Here is a 20191-nt window from a genome sequence, read left to right on the forward strand (position 1 = left end):
CCCCATGTCAGAACGTCTCCAAAATGACGTGGATCCGATCGAAACTCGCGACTGGCTACAGGCGATCGAATCGGTCATCCGTGAAGAAGGTGTTGAGCGCGCTCAGTATCTGATTGATCAGCTGCTTTCTGAAGCCCGCAAAGGCGGCGTGAAGGTTGCTTCAGGTGCAGGGGCTAGCAACTACGTAAACACGATTGCCGTCGAAGACGAACCGGAATACCCGGGCAATCTGGATCTGGAACGTCGTATCCGTTCTGCAATCCGCTGGAACGCCATCATGACCGTTCTGCGCGCGTCCAAGAAAGACCTGGAACTGGGTGGCCACATGGCGTCCTTCCAGTCTTCTGCAACCGTTTACGAAGTGTGCTTCAACCACTTCTTCCGTGCAGCGAACGAGAAAGACGGCGGCGATCTGGTGTACTTCCAGGGCCACATCTCTCCGGGCATCTATGCACGTGCATTCCTGGAAGGTCGTCTGACTGAAGAGCAGATGAACAACTTCCGTCAGGAAGTTCACGGTAAAGGTCTGTCTTCTTATCCGCACCCTAAACTGATGCCTGAATTCTGGCAGTTCCCGACCGTATCTATGGGTCTGGGCCCAATCGGTGCGATCTATCAGGCTAAATTCCTGAAATACCTGGAACACCGTGGTCTGAAAGACACCTCTGAGCAGACCGTTTACGCCTTCCTGGGCGACGGCGAAATGGATGAACCAGAATCCAAAGGTGCGATCACCATCGCTACCCGTGAGAAGCTGGACAACCTGTGCTTCATCATCAACTGTAACCTGCAGCGTCTGGATGGTCCGGTAACCGGTAACGGCAAGATCATCAACGAACTGGAAGGCATCTTCGCAGGTGCTGGCTGGAACGTGATTAAAGTCATGTGGGGTTCCCGTTGGGACGAACTGCTGCGTAAAGACACCAGCGGTAAACTGATCCAGCTGATGAACGAAACCGTTGACGGTGACTACCAGACCTTCAAATCCAAAGACGGTGCCTACGTGCGTGAGCACTTCTTCGGCAAATATCCAGAAACCGCAGCCCTGGTTGCTGACTGGACTGATGAGCAGATCTGGGCCCTGAACCGCGGTGGTCACGATCCGAAGAAAATCTACGCTGCACTGAAAAAAGCGCGCGAAACCAAAGGCAAAGCGACTGTAATCCTGGCCCACACCATCAAAGGTTACGGCATGGGTGATACCGCAGAAGGTAAAAACATCGCTCACCAGGTTAAGAAAATGAACATGGACGGCGTGCGTTATATCCGCGACCGTTTCAACGTTCCAGTGACCGATGAGCAGGTAGAAAACCTGTCTTACATCACCTTCCCGGAAGGGTCTGAAGAGCACAAGTACCTGCACGAACGTCGTCAGGCGCTGAAAGGCTACCTGCCAGCTCGCCAGCCTAACTTCACCGAGAAGCTGGAACTGCCGGCGCTGGAAGACTTCTCTCAGCTGCTGGAAGAGCAGAACAAAGAGATCTCTACCACTATCGCTTTCGTTCGTGCCCTGAACGTGATGCTGAAGAACAAGTCGATCAAAGATCGTCTGGTTCCAATCATCGCCGACGAAGCGCGTACTTTCGGTATGGAAGGTCTGTTCCGTCAGATCGGTATCTACAGCCCGAACGGCCAGCAGTACACCCCGCAGGACCGTGAGCAGGTTGCATACTACAAAGAAGACGAGAAAGGTCAGATCCTGCAGGAAGGTATCAACGAGCTGGGCGCAGGCGCATCCTGGCTGGCTGCTGCGACCTCTTACAGCACCAACAACCTGCCGATGATCCCGTTCTACATCTACTACTCCATGTTCGGGTTCCAGCGTATCGGTGACCTGTGCTGGCAGGCAGGCGACCAGCAGGCTCGCGGCTTCCTGGTAGGCGGTACTTCAGGTCGTACGACCCTGAACGGTGAAGGTCTGCAGCACGAAGATGGCCACAGCCACATTCAGTCTCTGACTATCCCTAACTGTATCTCTTACGACCCGTCTTACGCGTACGAAGTGGCTGTCATCATGCATGACGGTCTGCAGCGCATGTACGGTGAAGCGCAGGAGAACATTTACTACTACATCACCACCCTGAACGAAAACTACCACATGCCGGCAATGCCAGCAGGTGCCGAGGAAGGTATCCGTAAAGGTATCTACAAACTCGAAACCATTGAAGGTAGCAAAGGTAAAGTTCAGCTGCTGGGCTCCGGCTCTATCCTGCGTCACGTTCGTGAAGCAGCGCAGATCCTGGCGAAAGACTACGGCGTGGGTTCCGACGTGTACTCTGTTACCTCCTTCACCGAGCTGGCGCGTGATGGCCAGGATTGTGAGCGCTGGAACATGCTGCACCCACTGGAAACTCCACGCGTTCCGTACATCGCTCAGGTGATGAACGACGCGCCAGCGGTGGCGTCTACTGACTATATGAAACTGTTCGCTGAGCAGGTTCGTACTTACGTTCCAGCTGATGATTATCGCGTTCTGGGTACTGACGGCTTCGGTCGTTCTGACAGCCGCGAAAACCTGCGTCACCACTTCGAAGTTGATGCTTCTTACGTGGTTGTAGCAGCACTGGGCGAACTGGCTAAACGTGGCGAAATCGATAAGAAAGTGGTTGCGGACGCAATCACCAAATTCAACATCGATGCAGAAAAAGTTAACCCGCGTCTGGCGTAAGAGGTAAAAGAATAATGGCTATCGAAATCAATGTACCGGACATCGGGGCTGATGAAGTTGAAATCACCGAGATCCTGGTCAAAGTAGGCGACAAAGTTGAAGCTGAACAGTCGCTGATCACCGTAGAAGGCGACAAAGCCTCTATGGAAGTCCCGTCTCCTCAGGCTGGCATCGTTAAAGAGATCAAAGTCTCTGTTGGCGATAAAACCGAGACCGGCAAACTGATCATGATTTTCGATTCCGCCGACGGTGCAGCAGCAGCTGCACCTGCGCAGGAAGAGAAGAAAGAAGCCGCTCCGGCCGCCGCTGCTCCAGCAGCCGCCGCGAGCGCGAAAGAAGTCAACGTGCCTGACATCGGCGGTGACGAAGTTGAAGTCACTGAAATCCTGGTGAAAGTGGGCGACACCGTTGCAGCTGAGCAGTCACTGATCACCGTAGAAGGCGACAAAGCCTCTATGGAAGTGCCGGCTCCGTTCGCCGGTACTGTTAAAGAGATCAAGATCAACACCGGCGACAAAGTGTCTACCGGGTCGCTTATCATGATCTTCGAAGTGGCGGGTGCTGCACCTGCTGCCGCGCCTGCGCAGGCCGCTGCTCCGGCTCCGGCTGCTGCACCAGCAGCTGCTGGCGGCGCGAAAGACGTTAACGTACCGGACATCGGCGGTGACGAAGTTGAAGTAACCGAAGTGATGGTGAAAGTGGGCGACAAAGTTGCCGCTGAACAGTCACTGATCACCGTTGAAGGCGATAAAGCTTCTATGGAAGTGCCGGCTCCGTTCGCGGGTACCGTTAAAGAGATCAAGATCAGCACCGGCGACAAAGTGTCTACCGGCTCTCTGATCATGGTCTTCGAAGTGGAAGGCGCTGCGCCTGCCGCAGCTCCGGCTGCCGCGGCTGCTCCAGCACCGGCTGCTGCACCGGCTCAGGCTGCTAAACCAGCCGCTGCCCCTGCTGCTAAAGCAGAAAAATCTGAGTTCGCTGAAAACGACGCTTACGTCCACGCGACTCCGCTGATTCGTCGCCTGGCGCGCGAGTTCGGTGTGAACCTGGCGAAAGTGAAAGGGACCGGCCGTAAGGGTCGTATCCTGCGCGAAGACGTTCAGACCTACGTGAAAGACGCGGTGAAACGCGCCGAAGCTGCACCAGCTGCAGCCGCTGGCGGCGGTATCCCGGGCATGCTGCCATGGCCGAAAGTGGATTTCAGCAAGTTCGGCGAAATCGAAGAAGTGGAGCTGGGCCGCATCCAGAAAATCTCTGGTGCGAACCTGAGCCGTAACTGGGTGATGATCCCGCACGTTACGCACTTCGACAAAACCGATATCACCGATCTGGAAGCGTTCCGTAAACAGCAGAACGCCGAAGCTGAGAAGCGCAAACTGGACGTGAAATTCACCCCAGTGGTCTTCATCATGAAAGCCGTTGCCGCTGCCCTTGAGCAGATGCCACGCTTCAACAGCTCCCTGTCCGAAGACGGCCAGAAGCTGACGCTGAAGAAATACATCAACATCGGTGTTGCGGTTGATACGCCAAATGGTCTGGTTGTTCCGGTCTTCAAAGACGTTAACAAGAAGAGCATTACCGAGCTGTCCCGTGAACTGACCACCATCTCCAAAAAAGCGCGTGATGGTAAGCTGACTGCCGGCGAAATGCAGGGCGGCTGCTTCACTATCTCCAGCATCGGCGGCCTGGGTACCACCCACTTCGCGCCGATCGTGAACGCGCCGGAAGTGGCTATCCTCGGTGTGTCCAAGTCCGCGATGGAGCCGGTGTGGAACGGCAAAGAGTTCGTACCGCGTCTGATGATGCCAATCTCTCTGTCCTTCGACCACCGCGTGATCGACGGTGCTGATGGTGCGCGCTTCATCACCATCATCAACAACATGCTGAGCGACATTCGCCGCCTGGTGATGTAATCGAAAAGCCGGCCAGTCGGCCGGCTTTTTTCTGATAATCTCATGGGGTTTGTGAGGTTATTGGCGAAAGCGACAATTCGTGAGCCGTTTGTTGTTTCAAAATTGTTAACAATTTTGTAAACTGCGGGCGGATAGAACGACCCGGTGGACGACGGGTATAAATTAAGAGGTCATGATGAGCACAGAAATCAAAACTCAGGTCGTAGTACTTGGGGCAGGCCCGGCAGGTTACTCCGCAGCATTCCGCGCCGCGGATTTAGGTCTGGAAACCGTCATCGTAGAACGTTACAGCACCCTCGGCGGTGTTTGTCTGAACGTCGGCTGTATCCCTTCTAAAGCGCTGCTGCACGTAGCGAAAGTTATCGAAGAAGCCAAAGCGCTGGCTGAACACGGTATCGTCTTCGGCGAGCCGAAAACCGATATCGACAAAATTCGTACCTGGAAAGAGAAAGTTATCACTCAGCTGACCGGCGGTTTGGCGGGTATGGCCAAAGGCCGTAAGGTGAAAGTGGTAAACGGTCTGGGTAAATTCACCGGTGCGAACACCCTGGAAGTAGAAGGCGAAAACGGTAAAACCGTAATCAACTTCGACAACGCGATCATCGCGGCAGGCTCTCGCCCAATCGAACTGCCATTCATTCCGCATGAAGATCCGCGCGTGTGGGATTCCACCGATGCGCTGGAGCTGAAAACCGTTCCTAAGCGTCTGCTGGTCATGGGCGGCGGTATTATCGGTCTGGAAATGGGTACCGTGTACCATGCGCTGGGTTCAGAGATCGACGTGGTTGAAATGTTCGACCAGGTTATCCCGGCTGCCGACAAAGACATCGTTAAAGTCTTCACCAAACGCATCAGCAAGAAATTCAACCTGATGCTGGAGACCAAAGTGACTGCCGTTGAAGCGAAAGAAGACGGTATTTACGTTTCCATGGAAGGCAAAAAAGCCCCATCCGAACCACAGCGTTACGACGCCGTGCTGGTGGCTATCGGTCGTGTACCGAACGGTAAAAACCTCGACGCGGGCAAAGCTGGCGTAGAAGTGGACGACCGTGGCTTCATCCGCGTTGACAAACAGCTGCGCACTAACGTGCCGCACATCTTTGCTATCGGCGATATCGTCGGTCAGCCAATGCTTGCGCACAAAGGTGTTCACGAAGGTCACGTTGCCGCTGAAGTTATCGCCGGCATGAAGCACTACTTCGATCCGAAAGTTATTCCATCTATCGCGTACACCGAGCCAGAAGTTGCCTGGGTGGGTCTGACCGAGAAAGAAGCGAAAGAGAAAGGCATCAGCTACGAAACCGCCACCTTCCCGTGGGCTGCTTCTGGCCGTGCTATCGCTTCCGACTGCGCTGACGGTATGACCAAACTGATCTTCGACAAAGAGACTCACCGCGTGATCGGTGGTGCGATTGTCGGTACCAACGGCGGCGAGCTGCTGGGTGAAATCGGTCTGGCTATCGAAATGGGCTGTGACGCTGAAGACATCGCGCTGACCATTCACGCTCACCCGACTCTGCACGAGTCAGTGGGCCTGGCGGCAGAAGTGTTTGAAGGCAGCATCACCGACCTGCCAAACGCGAAAGCGAAGAAGAAATAAGTTTCTTCCCTGATTGCTAACGCCTCCTCTGGAGGCGTTTTTTTTGCCTGAAAACTACCCATTATGGTAGGTAACTTCTTGTTATTTCCCCTAAAAATTTTCGTCTGTCTGCCGATACCTTTTGCACCATTGTGTAGCTACTGGCCGCACGGTTAACGATTCTGGACTTTTGATTACACACAAAAAGGAAATAGCATGTCTTTGAAGAAAGTGATGGGGATTGGCTTATTAGCGGCAGTGATGACGCTGACCGGGTGCGGTGCGATGACGACGGCGGTGAAAAAACGCAACCTGGAAGTAAAAACGCAGATGAGTGAAACCATCTGGCTTGAGCCATCCAGTGAAAAAACGGTCTACATCCAGGTTAAAAACACCTCTGATAAAGACATGAGCAACCTGCAGACGCTGCTGGCAAACGATCTGAGTGCCAAGGGATACAAGATCACCAGCTCACCTGACAGCGCGTACTATTGGGTGCAGGCTAACGTTCTGAAAGCAGATAAAATGGACCTGCGTGAATCTCAGGGTTACCTGAAAACGGGCTATGAAGGTGCCGCTGTTGGTGCTGCGTTGGGTGCCGGTATTACGGCCTACAACAGCAACTCCTCCGGTGCAGCGCTGGGCGTGGGGTTGGCTGCGGGACTGATCGGCATGGCGGCAGATGCGATGGTGGAAGACGTGAACTACACCATGGTGACCGACCTGCAGATCTCCGAGCGCAGCAAGGCGAAGGTGACCACGGACAACATCGCGGCGCTGCGTCAGGGAACGTCTGGCGTGAAGCTGCAAACGAGCTCCGAGCAGGGCGACCGTGCGAAGTATCAAACCCGCGTGGTGTCGAACGCTAACAAAGTAAACCTGAAGTTTGAAGAAGCCAAACCGGTTCTGGAAGCTCAGCTGGCGAAATCTGTCGCAAATATTCTGTAAGTTAAAAAGCCGGGAGGCGGCTTCGCCTTACCCGGCCTACAGGTTTAGCAGGCGAAGCGCCTCCGGGGATTCAGGGTTCGACGGGCTGCCAGGTTTTATCAGGCGCGTATGAGGCTAGCGCCCGGGCTTTCTGCTCTGAATCGCTGCCGAGATCGGACTGGTACACCTTGTCGTCCTGGTTTATCACAAAGCTCATTACGCCCGTCTGACCATAGCTGACCGGCCAGGCAACCATCGCGAAACCGTGGTTATCCGGCAGAATTCGAAAACGATAGCCGTGATAGCCGGTACCTGGCTCCTTCGGGCTAAATGCCGGTCCGAGTGGACTGGGCGCTTCGCCCGGAGAGGCTGGCCAGTACAAACCGTCTTTTTTCCCTTTCGAGCTGACAATCTTCTGCGCGTATCTCTGGTTCATCGCAAAATAGCTTTGCTGCGCATCCACGTAAGCATGTAAGGCTTCTATTGCTGCGAGCTCGTTACGACCAATTTCGCGAGTCAGGATCTCCTCAGCGCCTTCTTTGATATCAAATTGCCAGCCTGAAGTGGTCTTGATGACCGGGATAGGAAGTTGCCAGTCGGTCTCGCCGACAACAAGATGCGCCGTGTCACCTTCAACAACGGTGTTATGACGGACTTTCCAGTCGCGCAGGAAGCGATCGACGGCATCAGGATCGACCCCTTCTGGGGGCAGGAAATCGCGCCAGTTCTCTCCAAGCAGGTTATTCATTGCACTTTCATTCTGCTCACTAATGGCATTTGCCAGTGCATCGGTAGCCCGATCGGGTGTGCTAAAGGACTGCTGGGCCATCACCGAGGCCGAAAGCATGAATAACACCATTCCACTGAGTAGTTTACGTTTCATGTCGGTTCCCTTAGCGATGTCGAATTTCACGGCGTTCAGCGCGTCCGCCAGCTGCCTGGCGCGGTTGTTGTTGACGAGCGATCTGTCGGCTTTGCGCCCCGCGCTGCTGCTGCGCCTGCCAGTTCGCGGAGCGGCTGTCGTTACCGCTCAGCGCATTGGCCCGGGGCTGGCTGTTTCGCTGCTGGAAAGGGCGTTGCTGCGCGGGCTGCGAAACCCGTTTCTCTTGTCTCTGCGCGGTGGTCTGGCGATTTTCTCGGTGTTGCGTGGTGCTCCGCTTCGCCGTTTGCGGTTTGGTGTCGTAGCCACGGTAGTTATTTCGCTGAGAAATCTGTTTCAGCTGCTCAGTTGAGGCCTTGCGCTGGACATCTTTCGTTCCGGTGCGCGCCGTTTGGGGGAAGGTTTTGCCCGTTGATTTCTCCATCTGGCTCAGCGCGGCCTGACGCTGGCTATCGCGGTTACCCGGTTTTTGCTGCGTTGAACTGAGCCCTGTCGCCGTGTTGGTGGCGTGGAAGCGAGTGTTGAGCTGGTTGGTCGGATAGGGCACGCCTTCCCGATAAGCCGGGTTGTGCTGCCAGGTGCGGTTGGCATCCTTCAGACGCTGTCCGCTGATTTTATTGAAGTTCTCAACGTTAATATTGATGTTGTTATCACCGTTGCGGTTATAGCCGCCGTGATTATCCCAGTCGCCATGGTGATGATCCCAGTCATCGTCATCATCCCAGTCAATGTTGCTGAAGATGGCATAGGTTGTGGCGACACCCAGACTGAAGCCTAAACCGTTGACGAAGCTGTTGCCAAACTGCTCTCCGGGTGTGGGCGGGAGATAGGTGGGTGGATAGGAGGTGTTGGGCCAGGTCCCGTAAACCGTATTAGGGTTATAGGTGGGGACGTAAACGACCTGCGGATCGGCAGATTCAATTTTGATCACCGTTGGGGCGGGCGCAGACGTGGTTGTTGTCGTTGCCTCGGTGGCGCTGGCTTTAGCCGGTGCAGGTTTAGTCACTGTAGTGACCGTCTGCTGAGGCGTGGATTGTAAAGCGCCGGTCTTCTGTGCCAGCGCGCGCAGGCGTTGCACGGAGTCCATCACGTCCTTCGGCTGCGCGAGAAACGCATCACCCAGATTTTGTACCCACGGCGGGTTTTCGCCCATCAGGGACATAAGCTGAGGAAACGCGACCAGCGATTTTACGCTGGGATCCCAGGGCTGGCTGGCAACGGCCTGAATCGCGGCGTCCCCTTCCATTTTAGGGTTGTCTTTGGACCACTGCGCCGCCTGGATAACGTTGGCCGGATAGGTCGACGCCATTAAAATTTGCGACAGCAGGGCATCCGGGTAGAGCGCAATGGGAGCAACCCACTGATCTATTTGCGCGGCAGTGTAGGTTGGTGCGACAACAGAGGCGGGCTGGGCTGCGGCCGCCGCCGGTGCAGCCGGTTGTTGTGCGACAGGGGCCGGTGCAGCGGGCTCCGTGGCGCGGCCTTTGACAAACATGACGCCTGAGGCGGCAAGCAGCCCGGCACTGCACAGAAGGACGAGCAGATGTGGCTTAAAGGGCAACTTCATAAAATGACTCCAACGAGACAAGCGCTGTGCCGTGAGGCGTTACGGTTGGCGTGAGTATTATTCACCCGTCTTTTACTGTTTTGACTTTTATTGGGAAGCGTCCGGTACGTCCGGATAAAGAGTGTGAGTATTTATTACACAATTATATCTGATGAGGAAAAAACTGAAGCGTCACGGTGCAGAAGAAACCGCAAAACGATGCCCTAAATCCTCGCTACACCATGCTTAACGATTCAGCAAATTTTTTAATGTTGCTTTTTTGTAAACGGATTAACACTGTGCAGAAATCCTGCTATGCTGCCCGACGCGGTATCGGGCATTTACCCTACAAACTGCTGTCTCACAGGAGCGTGAAGAGAACGCCCGCCGCATATGACAATGAGAGCGAGGAGAACCGTCGTGCTAGAAGAATACCGTAAGCACGTAGCAGAACGTGCCGCCGAGGGAATTGTACCCAAACCTTTAGATGCAACCCAAATGGCCGCGCTCGTCGAGCTGCTGAAGAACCCGCCTAAGGGCGAAGAAGAATTCCTGTTAGATCTGTTGATCAACCGCGTACCGCCTGGCGTAGATGAAGCTGCCTACGTAAAAGCCGGATTCCTTGCTGCTATCGCCAAGGGCGAAGCCACCTCCCCACTGGTTACTCCTGAAAAAGCCATTGAACTGCTCGGCACCATGCAGGGTGGTTACAACATTCATCCGCTGATTGACGCGCTGGATAACGACAAGCTGGCACCGATTGCCGCTAAAGCGCTCTCTTCCACGCTGCTGATGTTCGATAACTTCTACGACGTAGAAGAAAAAGCCAAAGCAGGCAACGTCTATGCGAAGCAGGTGATGCAGTCCTGGGCTGATGCCGAATGGTTCCTGAATCGTCCAGCACTTGCTGAAAAAATCACCGTCACCGTCTTTAAAGTGACCGGTGAAACCAACACCGATGACCTCTCTCCTGCACCGGACGCGTGGTCTCGCCCGGATATCCCTCTGCACGCCCTGGCGATGCTGAAAAACGCCCGTGAAGGCATTGAGCCGGATCAGCCGGGCAGCGTCGGCCCGATCAAACAGATCGAAGCCCTGCAGAAAAAAGGCTTCCCGCTGGCCTACGTGGGTGACGTTGTGGGGACCGGTTCTTCCCGTAAGTCTGCAACCAACTCCGTGCTGTGGTTCATGGGTGACGACATTCCGCACGTGCCAAACAAGCGCGGCGGCGGCCTGTGCCTCGGCGGCAAAATTGCGCCAATCTTCTTCAACACCATGGAAGATGCGGGCGCGCTGCCGATCGAAGTGGATGTTTCTAACCTGAACATGGGCGACGTGATTGACGTCTATCCGTATAAAGGTGAAGTGCGCAACCACGAGACCAACGAGCTGCTGGCAAGCTTCGAGCTGAAAACTGACGTGTTGATCGACGAAGTGCGCGCCGGTGGCCGTATCCCGCTGATCATCGGCCGTGGCCTGACCACCAAAGCGCGTGAAGCGCTGGGTCTGCCGCACTCAGACGTGTTCCGTCAGGCGAAAGACGTTGCTGAAAGCAACCGCGGTTACTCTCTGGCACAGAAAATGGTGGGCCGCGCGTGCGGCGTCGCCGGCGTGCGTCCGGGCGCATACTGCGAACCGAAAATGACCTCCGTGGGCTCTCAGGACACCACTGGCCCAATGACCCGTGACGAACTGAAAGACCTGGCGTGCCTGGGCTTCTCTTCTGACCTGGTGATGCAGTCCTTCTGCCACACGGCGGCCTATCCGAAGCCGGTTGACGTGACCACGCACCACACGCTGCCAGACTTCATCATGAACCGCGGCGGCGTTTCCCTGCGTCCGGGTGACGGCGTAATTCACTCCTGGCTGAACCGCATGCTGCTGCCGGATACCGTGGGTACCGGCGGTGACTCCCATACCCGTTTCCCAATCGGTATCTCCTTCCCGGCGGGCTCCGGTCTGGTGGCGTTTGCTGCTGCGACCGGCGTGATGCCGCTGGATATGCCGGAATCGGTGCTGGTGCGCTTCAAAGGCAAAATGCAGCCGGGTATCACCCTGCGCGATCTGGTTCACGCGATCCCGCTGTATGCGATCAAACAGGGCCTGCTGACCGTTGAGAAGAAAGGGAAGAAAAACATCTTCTCTGGCCGTATCCTGGAAATTGAAGGTCTGCCGGATCTGAAAGTGGAGCAGGCGTTCGAGCTGACCGATGCCTCCGCCGAGCGTTCTGCGGCGGGCTGTACCATCAAGCTGAACAAAGAGCCGATTATTGAGTATCTGAACTCTAACATCGTGCTGCTGAAGTGGATGATTGCGGAAGGCTACGGCGACCGTCGTACGCTGGAGCGTCGTATCCAGGGTATGGAAAAATGGCTGGCCGATCCGCAGCTGCTGGAAGCCGATGCTGACGCAGAGTACGCGGCGGTGATCGACATCGATCTGGCGGATATCAAAGAGCCAATCCTGTGTGCACCGAACGATCCTGACGACGCGCGTCCGCTGTCTGAGGTTCAGGGCGAGAAGATCGACGAAGTGTTTATCGGATCCTGCATGACCAACATCGGTCACTTCCGTGCTGCCGGTAAACTGCTGGATACCCACAAAGGCCAGCTGCCAACCCGTCTGTGGGTGGCGCCGCCAACCCGTATGGACGCGGCTCAGCTGACCGAAGAGGGCTACTACAGCGTGTTTGGTAAGAGCGGCGCGCGTATCGAAATCCCGGGCTGTTCCCTGTGCATGGGCAACCAGGCGCGCGTAGCCGACGGTGCGACGGTGGTCTCCACCTCTACCCGTAACTTCCCGAACCGTTTAGGTACCGGTGCGAACGTCTTCCTGGCCTCTGCGGAGCTGGCGGCGGTTGCGGCGCTGATTGGCAAACTGCCAACGCCGGAAGAGTACCAGACCTTTGTGGCTCAGGTGGATAAGACCGCGGTGGATACCTATCGCTATCTGAACTTCGACCAGCTCTCTCAGTACACCGAGAAGGCCGACGGGGTTATCTTCCAGACGGCGGTATAAACAGCAAAACCGTCTCCACGAGACGGTTTTTAGTGTTTGCACCCTCTCCCGTGAGAGAGGGACGGGGTGAGGGCATCAGGCCGCAGGGTCTTGCTCTCACCTTTTTATTTTCATTCCTCCTGCCTCTCCCGCTTTTTTTCTTCCTCTCTGCTGCGATAATTACCTTAATGGCTTTGCAGAGGAAAATACTATGGATTACGAATTTCTGCGCGACATCACCGGAGTGGTGAAAGTGCGTATGTCGATGGGCCACGAAGCCGTTGGACACTGGTTTAACGAAGAGGTGAAAGAAAATCTCGCACTTCTTGATGAGGTTGAACAGGCGGCAAATACGGTGAAAGGCAGTGAACGATCCTGGCAGCGCGCCGGGCATGAATATACGCTGTGGATGGACGGTGAAGAGGTCATGGTGCGTGCCAACCAGCTCGAGTTTTCAGGTGACGAGATGGAGGAGGGGATGAGCTACTATGACGAAGAAAGTCTGTCGCTGTGCGGCGTGGAAGACTTCCTTCAGGTCGTGAACGCCTACCGTGACTTCATGAAACAGAAATAACAGACCGGAGCATCCCTGCTCCGGCTTGCTCTTACACGGCCGGAATATTGCGGCCGTAGTAAATCTCGCGCATCTCTTTCCAGAGCAGGTCAGTAATCGCCTTACGCTCTTCTTCGCTCAAATCTTCCGGCTTCGTGTGGAACATATAATGCTTAAGGTCGAATTCCTTAAGTAACATCTTGGTATGGAAGATGTTTTCCTGATAAACGTTCACGTCCATCATGTCGTACAGCGATTTCATGTCTTCGGACATAAAGTTCTGGATGGAGTTGATCTCGTGGTCGATGAAATGCTTCATGCCGTTGATATCGCGGGTAAAACCACGCACGCGATAATCAATGGTGACGATGTCCGATTCCAGCTGGTGGATTAAATAGTTCAGCGCGTTCAGCGGGGAAATCACGCCGCAGGTCGACACTTCAATATCCGCGCGGAACGTGCACAGCCCGCCTTCCGGATGACTCTCCGGGTAGGTGTGCACGCAGATATGGCTTTTATCCAGGTGGGCCACGACCACTTCCGGCAGCGGGCCCGGATGTTCAGTTTTGTCGATAAGCTTCGGGTCGACCGGCTCTTCGCTGACCAGAATAGTCACGCTGGCGCCCTGAGGTTCATAATCCTGTCGGGCGATGTTCAGGATGTTTGCGCCGATAATGGAACAGGTTTCTGACAGGATCTCGGTCAGACGGTTGGCGTTGTAGAGTTCGTCGATATAGGCGATGTAACCATCGCGTTCTTCCGCTGTTTTGGCATAGCAGATATCGTAAATACAAAAACTCAGGCTTTTCGTCAGGTTGTTAAAGCCATGCAGTTTAAGCTTTTTCAATTAGCTCACCCCCTTAGTGGATAATGCGTCTTGCAGGTACTGCGGCAGAGCAAACGCTGCGGTATGGATAGCCGGATTGTAGTATCGGCACTGAAGACCGGCCTGATGGAAGCGGGCCTGAATAATTTCGGTGGAGAGGTGGCGTAATACGTCGTTATCCGTCGCCCAGGCAAAGGTCATGATTCCGCCGTAGTACGTCGGAATGGCCGCCTGATAGAAGCTGACGTCATCGAAATAGGTACTCAGCTTGCGATGGCTGTCGAGCGCTTCATCCTGCTGCAGGAAGCAGACGCCATTTTGTGCGACAAAAATCCCACCCGGGTTCAGGCAGCGCTTGCAGCCTTCGTAGAAGGAGGAGGTGAACAGCGACGCGCCAGGACCGATAGGGTCGGTGCAGTCGGAGATAATAACGTCAAAGGTCTGCGAGGTCTGGTTAACAAAGTTAACGCCGTCGTCAATCACCAGGCTAAAGCGCGGATCGTCATAGCTACCGGCATTGTGGTTGGGCAGGAACTGGCGGCAGAAAGAGACGACGCCCGCATCGATTTCCACCATGGTGATGGTTTCAATGGAACGATGGCGGGATACTTCACGCAGCATTGCGCCGTCGCCGCCGCCGATAATCAGGACATGCTTCGCGTGACCGTGCGCCAGGAGCGGAACGTGGGTCATCATCTCATGATAGATAAACTCATCTCGCTCGGTGGTTTGCACGACGCCGTCCAGCGCCATGACGCGGCCAAAGGCGGCATTCTCGAAGATGATCAGATCTTGGTGATCGGTTTTCTCATGATAGAGCACGTTATCAACGGCAAAGTACTGACCAAACTGGTCATGCAGTGTTTCATGCCACAACGTGTGGTCGGCCATAGCGAACTCCTCCTGTGTAAACATCCATTACGCTCACAAAAAATGAGCGAAACATGATAGCTAACTCTAACCGTGGTTGCACGGCCAGAGGTTCAACAGGGGGCGTCGGGAAGGTTATTTGACGTAGGCGAGCAGGCTGAGTGAGTCGCGAGCCAGCGCTTTGCATTTTTTGGCAGTGGGAATACCAATACCGCTCAAGTCACGGTAGCTGTCTTCGCCGAGCGCCTTCATGTCGAAGCTGTCGTAGTTGCTGAGATCCCACTGGTTCTGCTGGGCAAAAAAGACCAGCGCGCGGCGAATTTGCCCGTTGGGTAAATTCTGGTAGCCACAATCATTTTTCAGGAATACAAAAACCGCCGTTAAATCGGCCATATCTTCCGCTTCATTTTCACTTAGCGCATAGCTGTTCGCACACATTGCCATCAGGCTACCGAACAAAATTGTCCTGAAAAACGTCTTCATTGCTTCTACCACTTCTTCACGGAAAATTAACGTTAGCATACTTGATGCCAGTGCGACGATCTTTATTATTGCCGCCTGACTTGACCTTCCGGTAAGGGGAGGGTTTATGCTCAAAAGATCGCCTGCTGGAAATAAGGAAATGAACATGCAACGTCGTGATTTTTTAAAATATTCCGCTGTGCTGGGGGCTGCCAGCGCATTACCACTCTGGAGCCGCTCGGTTTTCGCGGCCGACAGGCCTGCCTTACCCATTCCTGACTTACTGACCGCTGACGCCCGCAGCCGTATTCAGCTTGTGGTTCAGGCGGGTAAAACGACGTTCGGCGAGCACAACGCCACGACGTGGGGTTATAACGGTAATCTGCTCGGCCCGGCGCTTCAGCTACGTAAAGGGAAAGCGGTGACGGTGGATATCCACAACACGCTCGCCGAAGAGACGACGCTGCACTGGCACGGACTGGAGGTTCCGGGCGAGGTGGACGGCGGGCCGCAGGGCGTCATCAAAGCGGGCGGCACGCGTAGCGTCACCTTTACGCCCGTTCAGCGCGCGGCGACCTGCTGGTTCCATCCGCATCAGCATGGCAAAACGGGCCATCAGGTGGCGATGGGGCTGGCGGGGCTGGTACTGATTGAAGACGACGAAAGCCGCCTGCTGCGCCTCCCGAAACAGTGGGGCATCGACGACGTACCGGTGATTGTGCAGGACAAGAAATTCAACGCTGACGGGCAAATTGACTACCAGCTGGACGTGATGAGCGCGGCGGTAGGCTGGTTTGGCGACACGTTGCTGACCAACGGCGCCATTTACCCTCAGCATGTCGCGCCGAAAGGCTGGCTGCGCCTGCGCCTGCTCAACGGCTGTAACGCACGCTCGCTGAATTTTGCCGCCAGCGATAAACGCCCGCTGTATGTGGTGGCAAGCGACGGCGGCCTGCTGCCGGAGCCTTTGAAAGTGAGCGAGCTGCCGATGCTCATGGGCGAACGCTTTGAGGTGCTGGTGGATATCAGCGACGGCAAGCCGTTTGACCTCGTGACGCTGCCGGTGAGCCAGATGGGCATGGCGGTCGCGCCGTTTGATAAGCCGCATCCGGTGCTGCGTATTCAGCCGCTGCTGGTGACTGCATCCGGCACGCTGCCTGATACGTTAACCACTTTGCCAGCCCTCCCGCCGCTGGAGGGGCTTACGCAGCGCAAGCTGCAGCTCTCCATGAATCCGATGCTTGATATGATGGGCATGCAGGCGCTGATGGCGAAATATGGCGATAAGGCGATGGCGGGGATGCACCACGGCCAGATGATGGGCCACATGAATATGGACCACGGCAAAATGGGCGGCATGGGGAACATGAATCACGGCGACCATGGCTTTGATTTCCACAACGCCAACATGATCAACGGTAAAGCGTTCGACATGAATACGCCAATGTTTGCTGCGGCAAAGGGTCAGTATGAGCGCTGGGTGATTTCGGGCGAAGGGGACATGATGCTGCATCCGTTCCACATCCACGGCACCCAGTTCCGCATTCTGTCTGAAAACGGCAAAGCGCCGGAGGCGCACCGCGCGGGCTGGAAAGATACGGTGAGAGTGGAAGGCGGCGTGAGCGAGGTGCTGGTGAAGTTTGACCACGATGCGCCGAAAGAGTTTGCCTATATGGCGCACTGCCACCTGCTGGAGCATGAGGATACGGGGATGATGTTGGGGTTCACTGTTTAAAACAGTGTGGCCTGATCCCCTCTCCCACAGGGAGAGGGAACAAATATAAAAACGGCAACCGAAGTTGCCGTTTTGCTTTTATTTGCCTTCGTCAGGCAGCGCATACGCGACAATATAGTCGCCCATCTTCGTGCCAAACGAACCATGACCGCCGGCAGAGATGACAACGTACTGCTTGCCATTCACTTCATAGGTCATCGGCGTGGCCTGTCCACCTGCCGGCAGGCGGCCTTGCCACAGTTTTTCACCGTTGGTCATGTTGTACGCGCGCAGGTAGTTGTCTGCGGTTGCCGCGATGAACAGCACGTTACCGGCGGTGGAAATTGGGCCACCCAGCATCGGCATACCCATATTGAACGGCACCGGAACCGGCATCGGGAACGGCATGCTGTCCTGCGGCGTACCAATACGTTTTTTCCACACGATCTGGTTGGTTTTCAGATCCAGACCGGAGATATAACCCCAGGCAGGCTGTTTACACGGCAGACCAAACGGAGACAGGAACGGGTTCAGCGTCACGCCAAACGGTACGCCGTACTGCGGCTGAATGCCGGCTTCGGTACCGCTGCCTTTCGCGTCTTTCGGCTGCTCCATTGGGTTGCCCGGACCGCGTGGGATCAGGCGGGAAACGAACGGCAGCGCCATCGGGTTGGCAATCGCCACCTGACGGTTCGGGTCAACGGAGATCCCGCCCCATTCGAACATCCCCAGGTTACCCGGGAAGACCAGCGTGCCCTGCTCAGAAGGCGGCGTGAAGATGCCCTCATAGCGCAGCTGGTGGAACATCACGCGGCACACCAGCTGGTCAAACATGGTGGCACCCCACATGTCCGCACCGCTGAGGTCTTTCTTCGGACGGAAGCTCAGGTCAGAGAACGGCTGGGTTTTGCTGACGTAATCGCCTTTAGCCGCGCCCTGCGGAACCGGTTTTTCCGGAGCAGGCACAACCAGCTTGCCGTTGCTGCGATCCAGGACGAAGATGTTACCCGTCTTGGCCGGAGCGTAAATCACCGGCACGGTTTTGCCGTCAACGGTAATGTCCGCCAGCGTCGGCTGGGACGGCATATCCATATCCCACAGATCGTGGTGAACGGTCTGGTAGCTCCATGCCAGCTTGCCGGTGGTCGCATTCAGCGCCACGATAGCGCTCGCATAACGCTCCTGCTCCGGCGTGCGGTTACCGCCCCAGATATCTGGCGTGGTTACGCCCATCGGCAGGTAGACCAGATCCAGCTTCGCGTCATACGCTGCAGGTGCCCAGGAGTTAGGCGAGTTAAAGGTAAAGGTGTGCTCGTCCGACGGGATCGCGTTTGGATCTTTCGCGCCCGGGTCGAAGGCCCACAGCAGTTTACCGGTGTTCACGTCGAAGCCACGGATAACGCCGGAGGTTTCACGCGTGGAGAAGTTATCCGTAACCGAACCGGCAATCACGATGGTTTTATCGGTAATGATTGGCGGAGAGGTGGGCTCATAAAGACCCGGCGTGGTGTCCGGCATGTTGGTCTGCAGGTTCAGAATACCTTTGTTGGCAAAGGTTTCGCACAGCTTGCCCGTTTCGGCGTTGATGGCGAACAGACGGCCATCGTTCACCGGCAGCATAATGCGGCGCGGGCAGTCGGCGATGACTTCCGGGCTGGCATTATCGGCACGCGCTTCGTGGTAAGAGACGCCACGGCAGGTCACGTGCTGGAACGACGGGTTGGAGTTCAGCTGCGGATCGAAGTGCCATTTCTCTTTACCGGTGGCCGCGTCGAGCGCGAACAGACGCTGGTGCGCAGTACACAGGTAGAGCATGTTGCCCACTTTAATCGGGGTCACTTCGTTGGTCAGCTCGCCCGGATCGTTCGGCATCTTCAGGTCGCCGGTACGGAATACCCAGGCTTCTTTAAGGTTTTTAACGTTGTCCGCGTTGATCTGCTTAAGCGGGGAGTAACGCTGACCTTCCTGGTTACGACCATAGGCCGGCCAGTCACCGTCAGCGACCTGGGAGATAGCTGCTGCAGGCGTGGATTCCGCGTTCAGCGTACCGTTGATCTCCTGTGGGTCGTTAAAGCCGGCCCAGGTCAGAATGCCGCCGGTAATCAGCAGGGCAACAACCAGGCCTGCTACCGCACCGCTGGAAGGCACAATCAGGCGACGCCAGACAAACGGTAGGATCAGCCAGATACCGAAGAAGACCAGGATGTCGCTACGCGGCGTCAGTGCCCAGAAGTCGAACCCGACTTCCCAGACGCCCCAGATCATGGTGGCAAGAAGGAGTGCGGCATACAGCCACAGTGCAGATTGTTTTCTACGCAACAGCAGGACGGTTACGGCAACCATAACCAGACCCGCAATCGGGTAGTACCAGGAGCCGCCTAAAGCGACCAGCCAGACGCCACCGATTAACAGATACAGCGCGCAGAAGGCTGCGAACGCTGCTGTTAATGTCACCAGTAGACGCGGCTGTTTAGAGTGTGTTTCAGCCATAGAAAGTGTACTCGTCAGTTTTTGTTAATAATTTGCTAGCAACTAATTATAGGTATTAACAAGTGTGATCGGAATCACAATATTTGCTTTTTATAACTCATACGCCAGGGTTATCCATTTGCTGATATAATGGCTGGCTTGCGTATCGATGCCGGAGATGAATTCATCCGCATTGAGAGATTTTCATTAAAATCATTTGGTTAGTAATATGAAACATACTGTTGAAGTGATGATCCCGGAAGCCGAGATCAAAGCGCGTATCGCCGAACTGGGTCATCAAATCACCGAACATTACAAGGACAGCGGCAGCGAAATGGTGCTGGTCGGTCTGTTGCGCGGCTCTTTCATGTTCATGGCAGACCTGTGCCGTGAAGTGCATGTGCCCCATGAGGTCGATTTTATGACCGCCTCCAGCTACGGCAGCGGCATGTCTACAACCCGTGATGTGAAAATCCTGAAAGATCTGGATGAAGATATTCGTGGCAAAGATGTGTTGATCGTTGAGGACATTATCGACTCCGGCAACACGCTTTCAAAAGTGCGTGAGATCCTGAGCCTGCGCGAGCCGAAATCACTGGCGATTTGTACGCTGCTGGATAAGCCCGACCGCCGTGAAGTGCAGGTACCGGTAGAGTTTGTTGGCTTCTCCATCCCGGACGAATTCGTGGTGGGTTACGGCATTGACTACGCACAGCGTTATCGTCATCTGCCGTATGTTGGGAAAGTGGTATTGCTGGACGAGTAATTACGGGCTGATGCCCTCACC

The 20191-nt window shown here is 55.4% G+C and carries 14 protein-coding genes; 8 read left to right on the forward strand and 6 right to left on the reverse strand.

Features of this window, described 5'->3' with window-relative positions; genetic code table 11:
* The first annotated feature begins 4 nt into the window (after positions 1-4).
* The 4 genes from aceE to traT all read left to right on the forward strand — a co-directional run bounded on the left by aceE (position 5) and on the right by traT (position 7108).
* Positions 5-2668, forward strand: coding sequence for a pyruvate dehydrogenase (acetyl-transferring), homodimeric type (gene aceE, locus KGP24_RS03945; protein ID WP_223562439.1), 2664 nt, complete (start codon positions 5-7; stop codon positions 2666-2668).
* A 14-nt stretch (positions 2669-2682) separates the two neighbouring features.
* Positions 2683-4581: a pyruvate dehydrogenase complex dihydrolipoyllysine-residue acetyltransferase gene (aceF, locus tag KGP24_RS03950; RefSeq protein ID WP_223562440.1), complete on the forward strand. Its 1899-nt coding sequence runs from the start codon at positions 2683-2685 to the stop codon at positions 4579-4581.
* A 175-nt stretch (positions 4582-4756) separates the two neighbouring features.
* On the forward strand, positions 4757-6181 hold the full coding sequence (lpdA, locus tag KGP24_RS03955) for a dihydrolipoyl dehydrogenase (RefSeq protein WP_003856313.1): 1425 nt from the start codon (positions 4757-4759) through the stop codon (positions 6179-6181).
* A 195-nt stretch (positions 6182-6376) separates the two neighbouring features.
* Positions 6377-7108 carry a conjugal transfer complement resistance protein TraT gene (gene traT, locus KGP24_RS03960; RefSeq protein WP_223562441.1) on the forward strand — a complete coding sequence of 244 codons (732 nt, stop codon included), beginning with the start codon at positions 6377-6379 and terminating at the stop codon, positions 7106-7108.
* Positions 7109-7178: 70 nt separating this feature from the next.
* On the opposite strand, the gene KGP24_RS03965 is transcribed toward traT, so the two are convergent.
* Both KGP24_RS03965 and KGP24_RS03970 read right to left on the reverse strand, forming a co-directional pair.
* Positions 7179-7970 (reverse strand): DUF2950 family protein, encoded by a 792-nt coding sequence (locus KGP24_RS03965; protein WP_223562442.1) that lies wholly within the window; start codon positions 7968-7970, stop codon positions 7179-7181.
* A 10-nt stretch (positions 7971-7980) separates the two neighbouring features.
* A complete protein-coding gene (locus KGP24_RS03970) occupies positions 7981-9534 on the reverse strand; it encodes a DUF3300 domain-containing protein (RefSeq protein ID WP_223562443.1) in 1554 nt (517 codons plus the stop codon).
* Between the two features lie 399 nt (positions 9535-9933).
* Between KGP24_RS03970 and acnB the strand changes: the two genes are divergently transcribed.
* Complete coding sequence (gene acnB, locus KGP24_RS03975) at positions 9934-12531, forward strand: bifunctional aconitate hydratase 2/2-methylisocitrate dehydratase (RefSeq protein WP_223562444.1); 2598 nt, start codon at positions 9934-9936, stop codon at positions 12529-12531.
* A 190-nt stretch (positions 12532-12721) separates the two neighbouring features.
* The gene (gene yacL / locus KGP24_RS03980; protein WP_223562445.1) at positions 12722-13084 is read left to right on the forward strand and encodes a protein YacL; all 363 of its coding nucleotides are present in this window, start codon (positions 12722-12724) and stop codon (positions 13082-13084) included.
* 31 nt (positions 13085-13115) lie between these two features.
* On the opposite strand, the gene speD is transcribed toward yacL, so the two are convergent.
* From speD to KGP24_RS03995, 3 genes are all read right to left on the reverse strand, one after another.
* Positions 13116-13910 carry an adenosylmethionine decarboxylase gene (gene speD, locus KGP24_RS03985; RefSeq protein WP_032649781.1) on the reverse strand — a complete coding sequence of 265 codons (795 nt, stop codon included), beginning with the start codon at positions 13908-13910 and terminating at the stop codon, positions 13116-13118.
* Complete coding sequence (gene speE / locus KGP24_RS03990; protein WP_223562446.1) at positions 13911-14780, reverse strand: polyamine aminopropyltransferase; 870 nt, start codon at positions 14778-14780, stop codon at positions 13911-13913.
* Between the two features lie 114 nt (positions 14781-14894).
* Positions 14895-15242: a YacC family pilotin-like protein gene (locus KGP24_RS03995; RefSeq protein ID WP_014882582.1), complete on the reverse strand. Its 348-nt coding sequence runs from the start codon at positions 15240-15242 to the stop codon at positions 14895-14897.
* A gap of 145 nt (positions 15243-15387) precedes the next feature.
* On the opposite strand from KGP24_RS03995, the gene cueO reads away from it, so the two are divergent.
* On the forward strand, positions 15388-16956 hold the full coding sequence (gene cueO / locus KGP24_RS04000; RefSeq protein ID WP_223562447.1) for a multicopper oxidase CueO: 1569 nt from the start codon (positions 15388-15390) through the stop codon (positions 16954-16956).
* A 78-nt stretch (positions 16957-17034) separates the two neighbouring features.
* Here cueO and KGP24_RS04005 read toward each other — a convergent pair whose 3' ends face one another.
* Positions 17035-19425, reverse strand: a complete 2391-nt coding sequence (locus tag KGP24_RS04005; RefSeq protein ID WP_223562448.1) for a glucose/quinate/shikimate family membrane-bound PQQ-dependent dehydrogenase — start codon at positions 19423-19425, stop codon at positions 17035-17037.
* Between the two features lie 208 nt (positions 19426-19633).
* Between KGP24_RS04005 and hpt the strand changes: the two genes are divergently transcribed.
* Positions 19634-20170 (forward strand): hypoxanthine phosphoribosyltransferase, encoded by a 537-nt coding sequence (gene hpt / locus KGP24_RS04010; RefSeq protein ID WP_063409778.1) that lies wholly within the window; start codon positions 19634-19636, stop codon positions 20168-20170.
* The last annotated feature ends 21 nt before the right edge of the window (positions 20171-20191 follow it).

Source organism: Enterobacter sp. JBIWA008, assembly GCF_019968765.1.
Lineage (GTDB): Bacteria > Pseudomonadota > Gammaproteobacteria > Enterobacterales > Enterobacteriaceae > Enterobacter.

What these genes read in the sequence shown, in the direction of transcription:
- aceF (WP_223562440.1), top strand. Translation starts at nt 2,683, where the DNA reads ATGGCTATCGAAATCAATGTACCGGACATCGGGGCTGATGAAGTTGAA.
- aceE (WP_223562439.1), top strand. Translation starts at nt 5, where the DNA reads ATGTCAGAACGTCTCCAAAATGACGTGGATCCGATCGAAACTCGCGAC.
- KGP24_RS03970 (WP_223562443.1), bottom strand. Translation starts at nt 9,534, where the DNA reads ATGAAGTTGCCCTTTAAGCCACATCTGCTCGTCCTTCTGTGCAGTGCC.
- KGP24_RS03965 (WP_223562442.1), bottom strand. Translation starts at nt 7,970, where the DNA reads ATGAAACGTAAACTACTCAGTGGAATGGTGTTATTCATGCTTTCGGCC.
- KGP24_RS04005 (WP_223562448.1), bottom strand. Translation starts at nt 19,425, where the DNA reads ATGGCTGAAACACACTCTAAACAGCCGCGTCTACTGGTGACATTAACA.
- lpdA (WP_003856313.1), top strand. Translation starts at nt 4,757, where the DNA reads ATGAGCACAGAAATCAAAACTCAGGTCGTAGTACTTGGGGCAGGCCCG.
- speE (WP_223562446.1), bottom strand. Translation starts at nt 14,780, where the DNA reads ATGGCCGACCACACGTTGTGGCATGAAACACTGCATGACCAGTTTGGT.
- hpt (WP_063409778.1), top strand. Translation starts at nt 19,634, where the DNA reads ATGAAACATACTGTTGAAGTGATGATCCCGGAAGCCGAGATCAAAGCG.
- cueO (WP_223562447.1), top strand. Translation starts at nt 15,388, where the DNA reads ATGCAACGTCGTGATTTTTTAAAATATTCCGCTGTGCTGGGGGCTGCC.
- yacL (WP_223562445.1), top strand. Translation starts at nt 12,722, where the DNA reads ATGGATTACGAATTTCTGCGCGACATCACCGGAGTGGTGAAAGTGCGT.
- traT (WP_223562441.1), top strand. Translation starts at nt 6,377, where the DNA reads ATGTCTTTGAAGAAAGTGATGGGGATTGGCTTATTAGCGGCAGTGATG.
- KGP24_RS03995 (WP_014882582.1), bottom strand. Translation starts at nt 15,242, where the DNA reads ATGAAGACGTTTTTCAGGACAATTTTGTTCGGTAGCCTGATGGCAATG.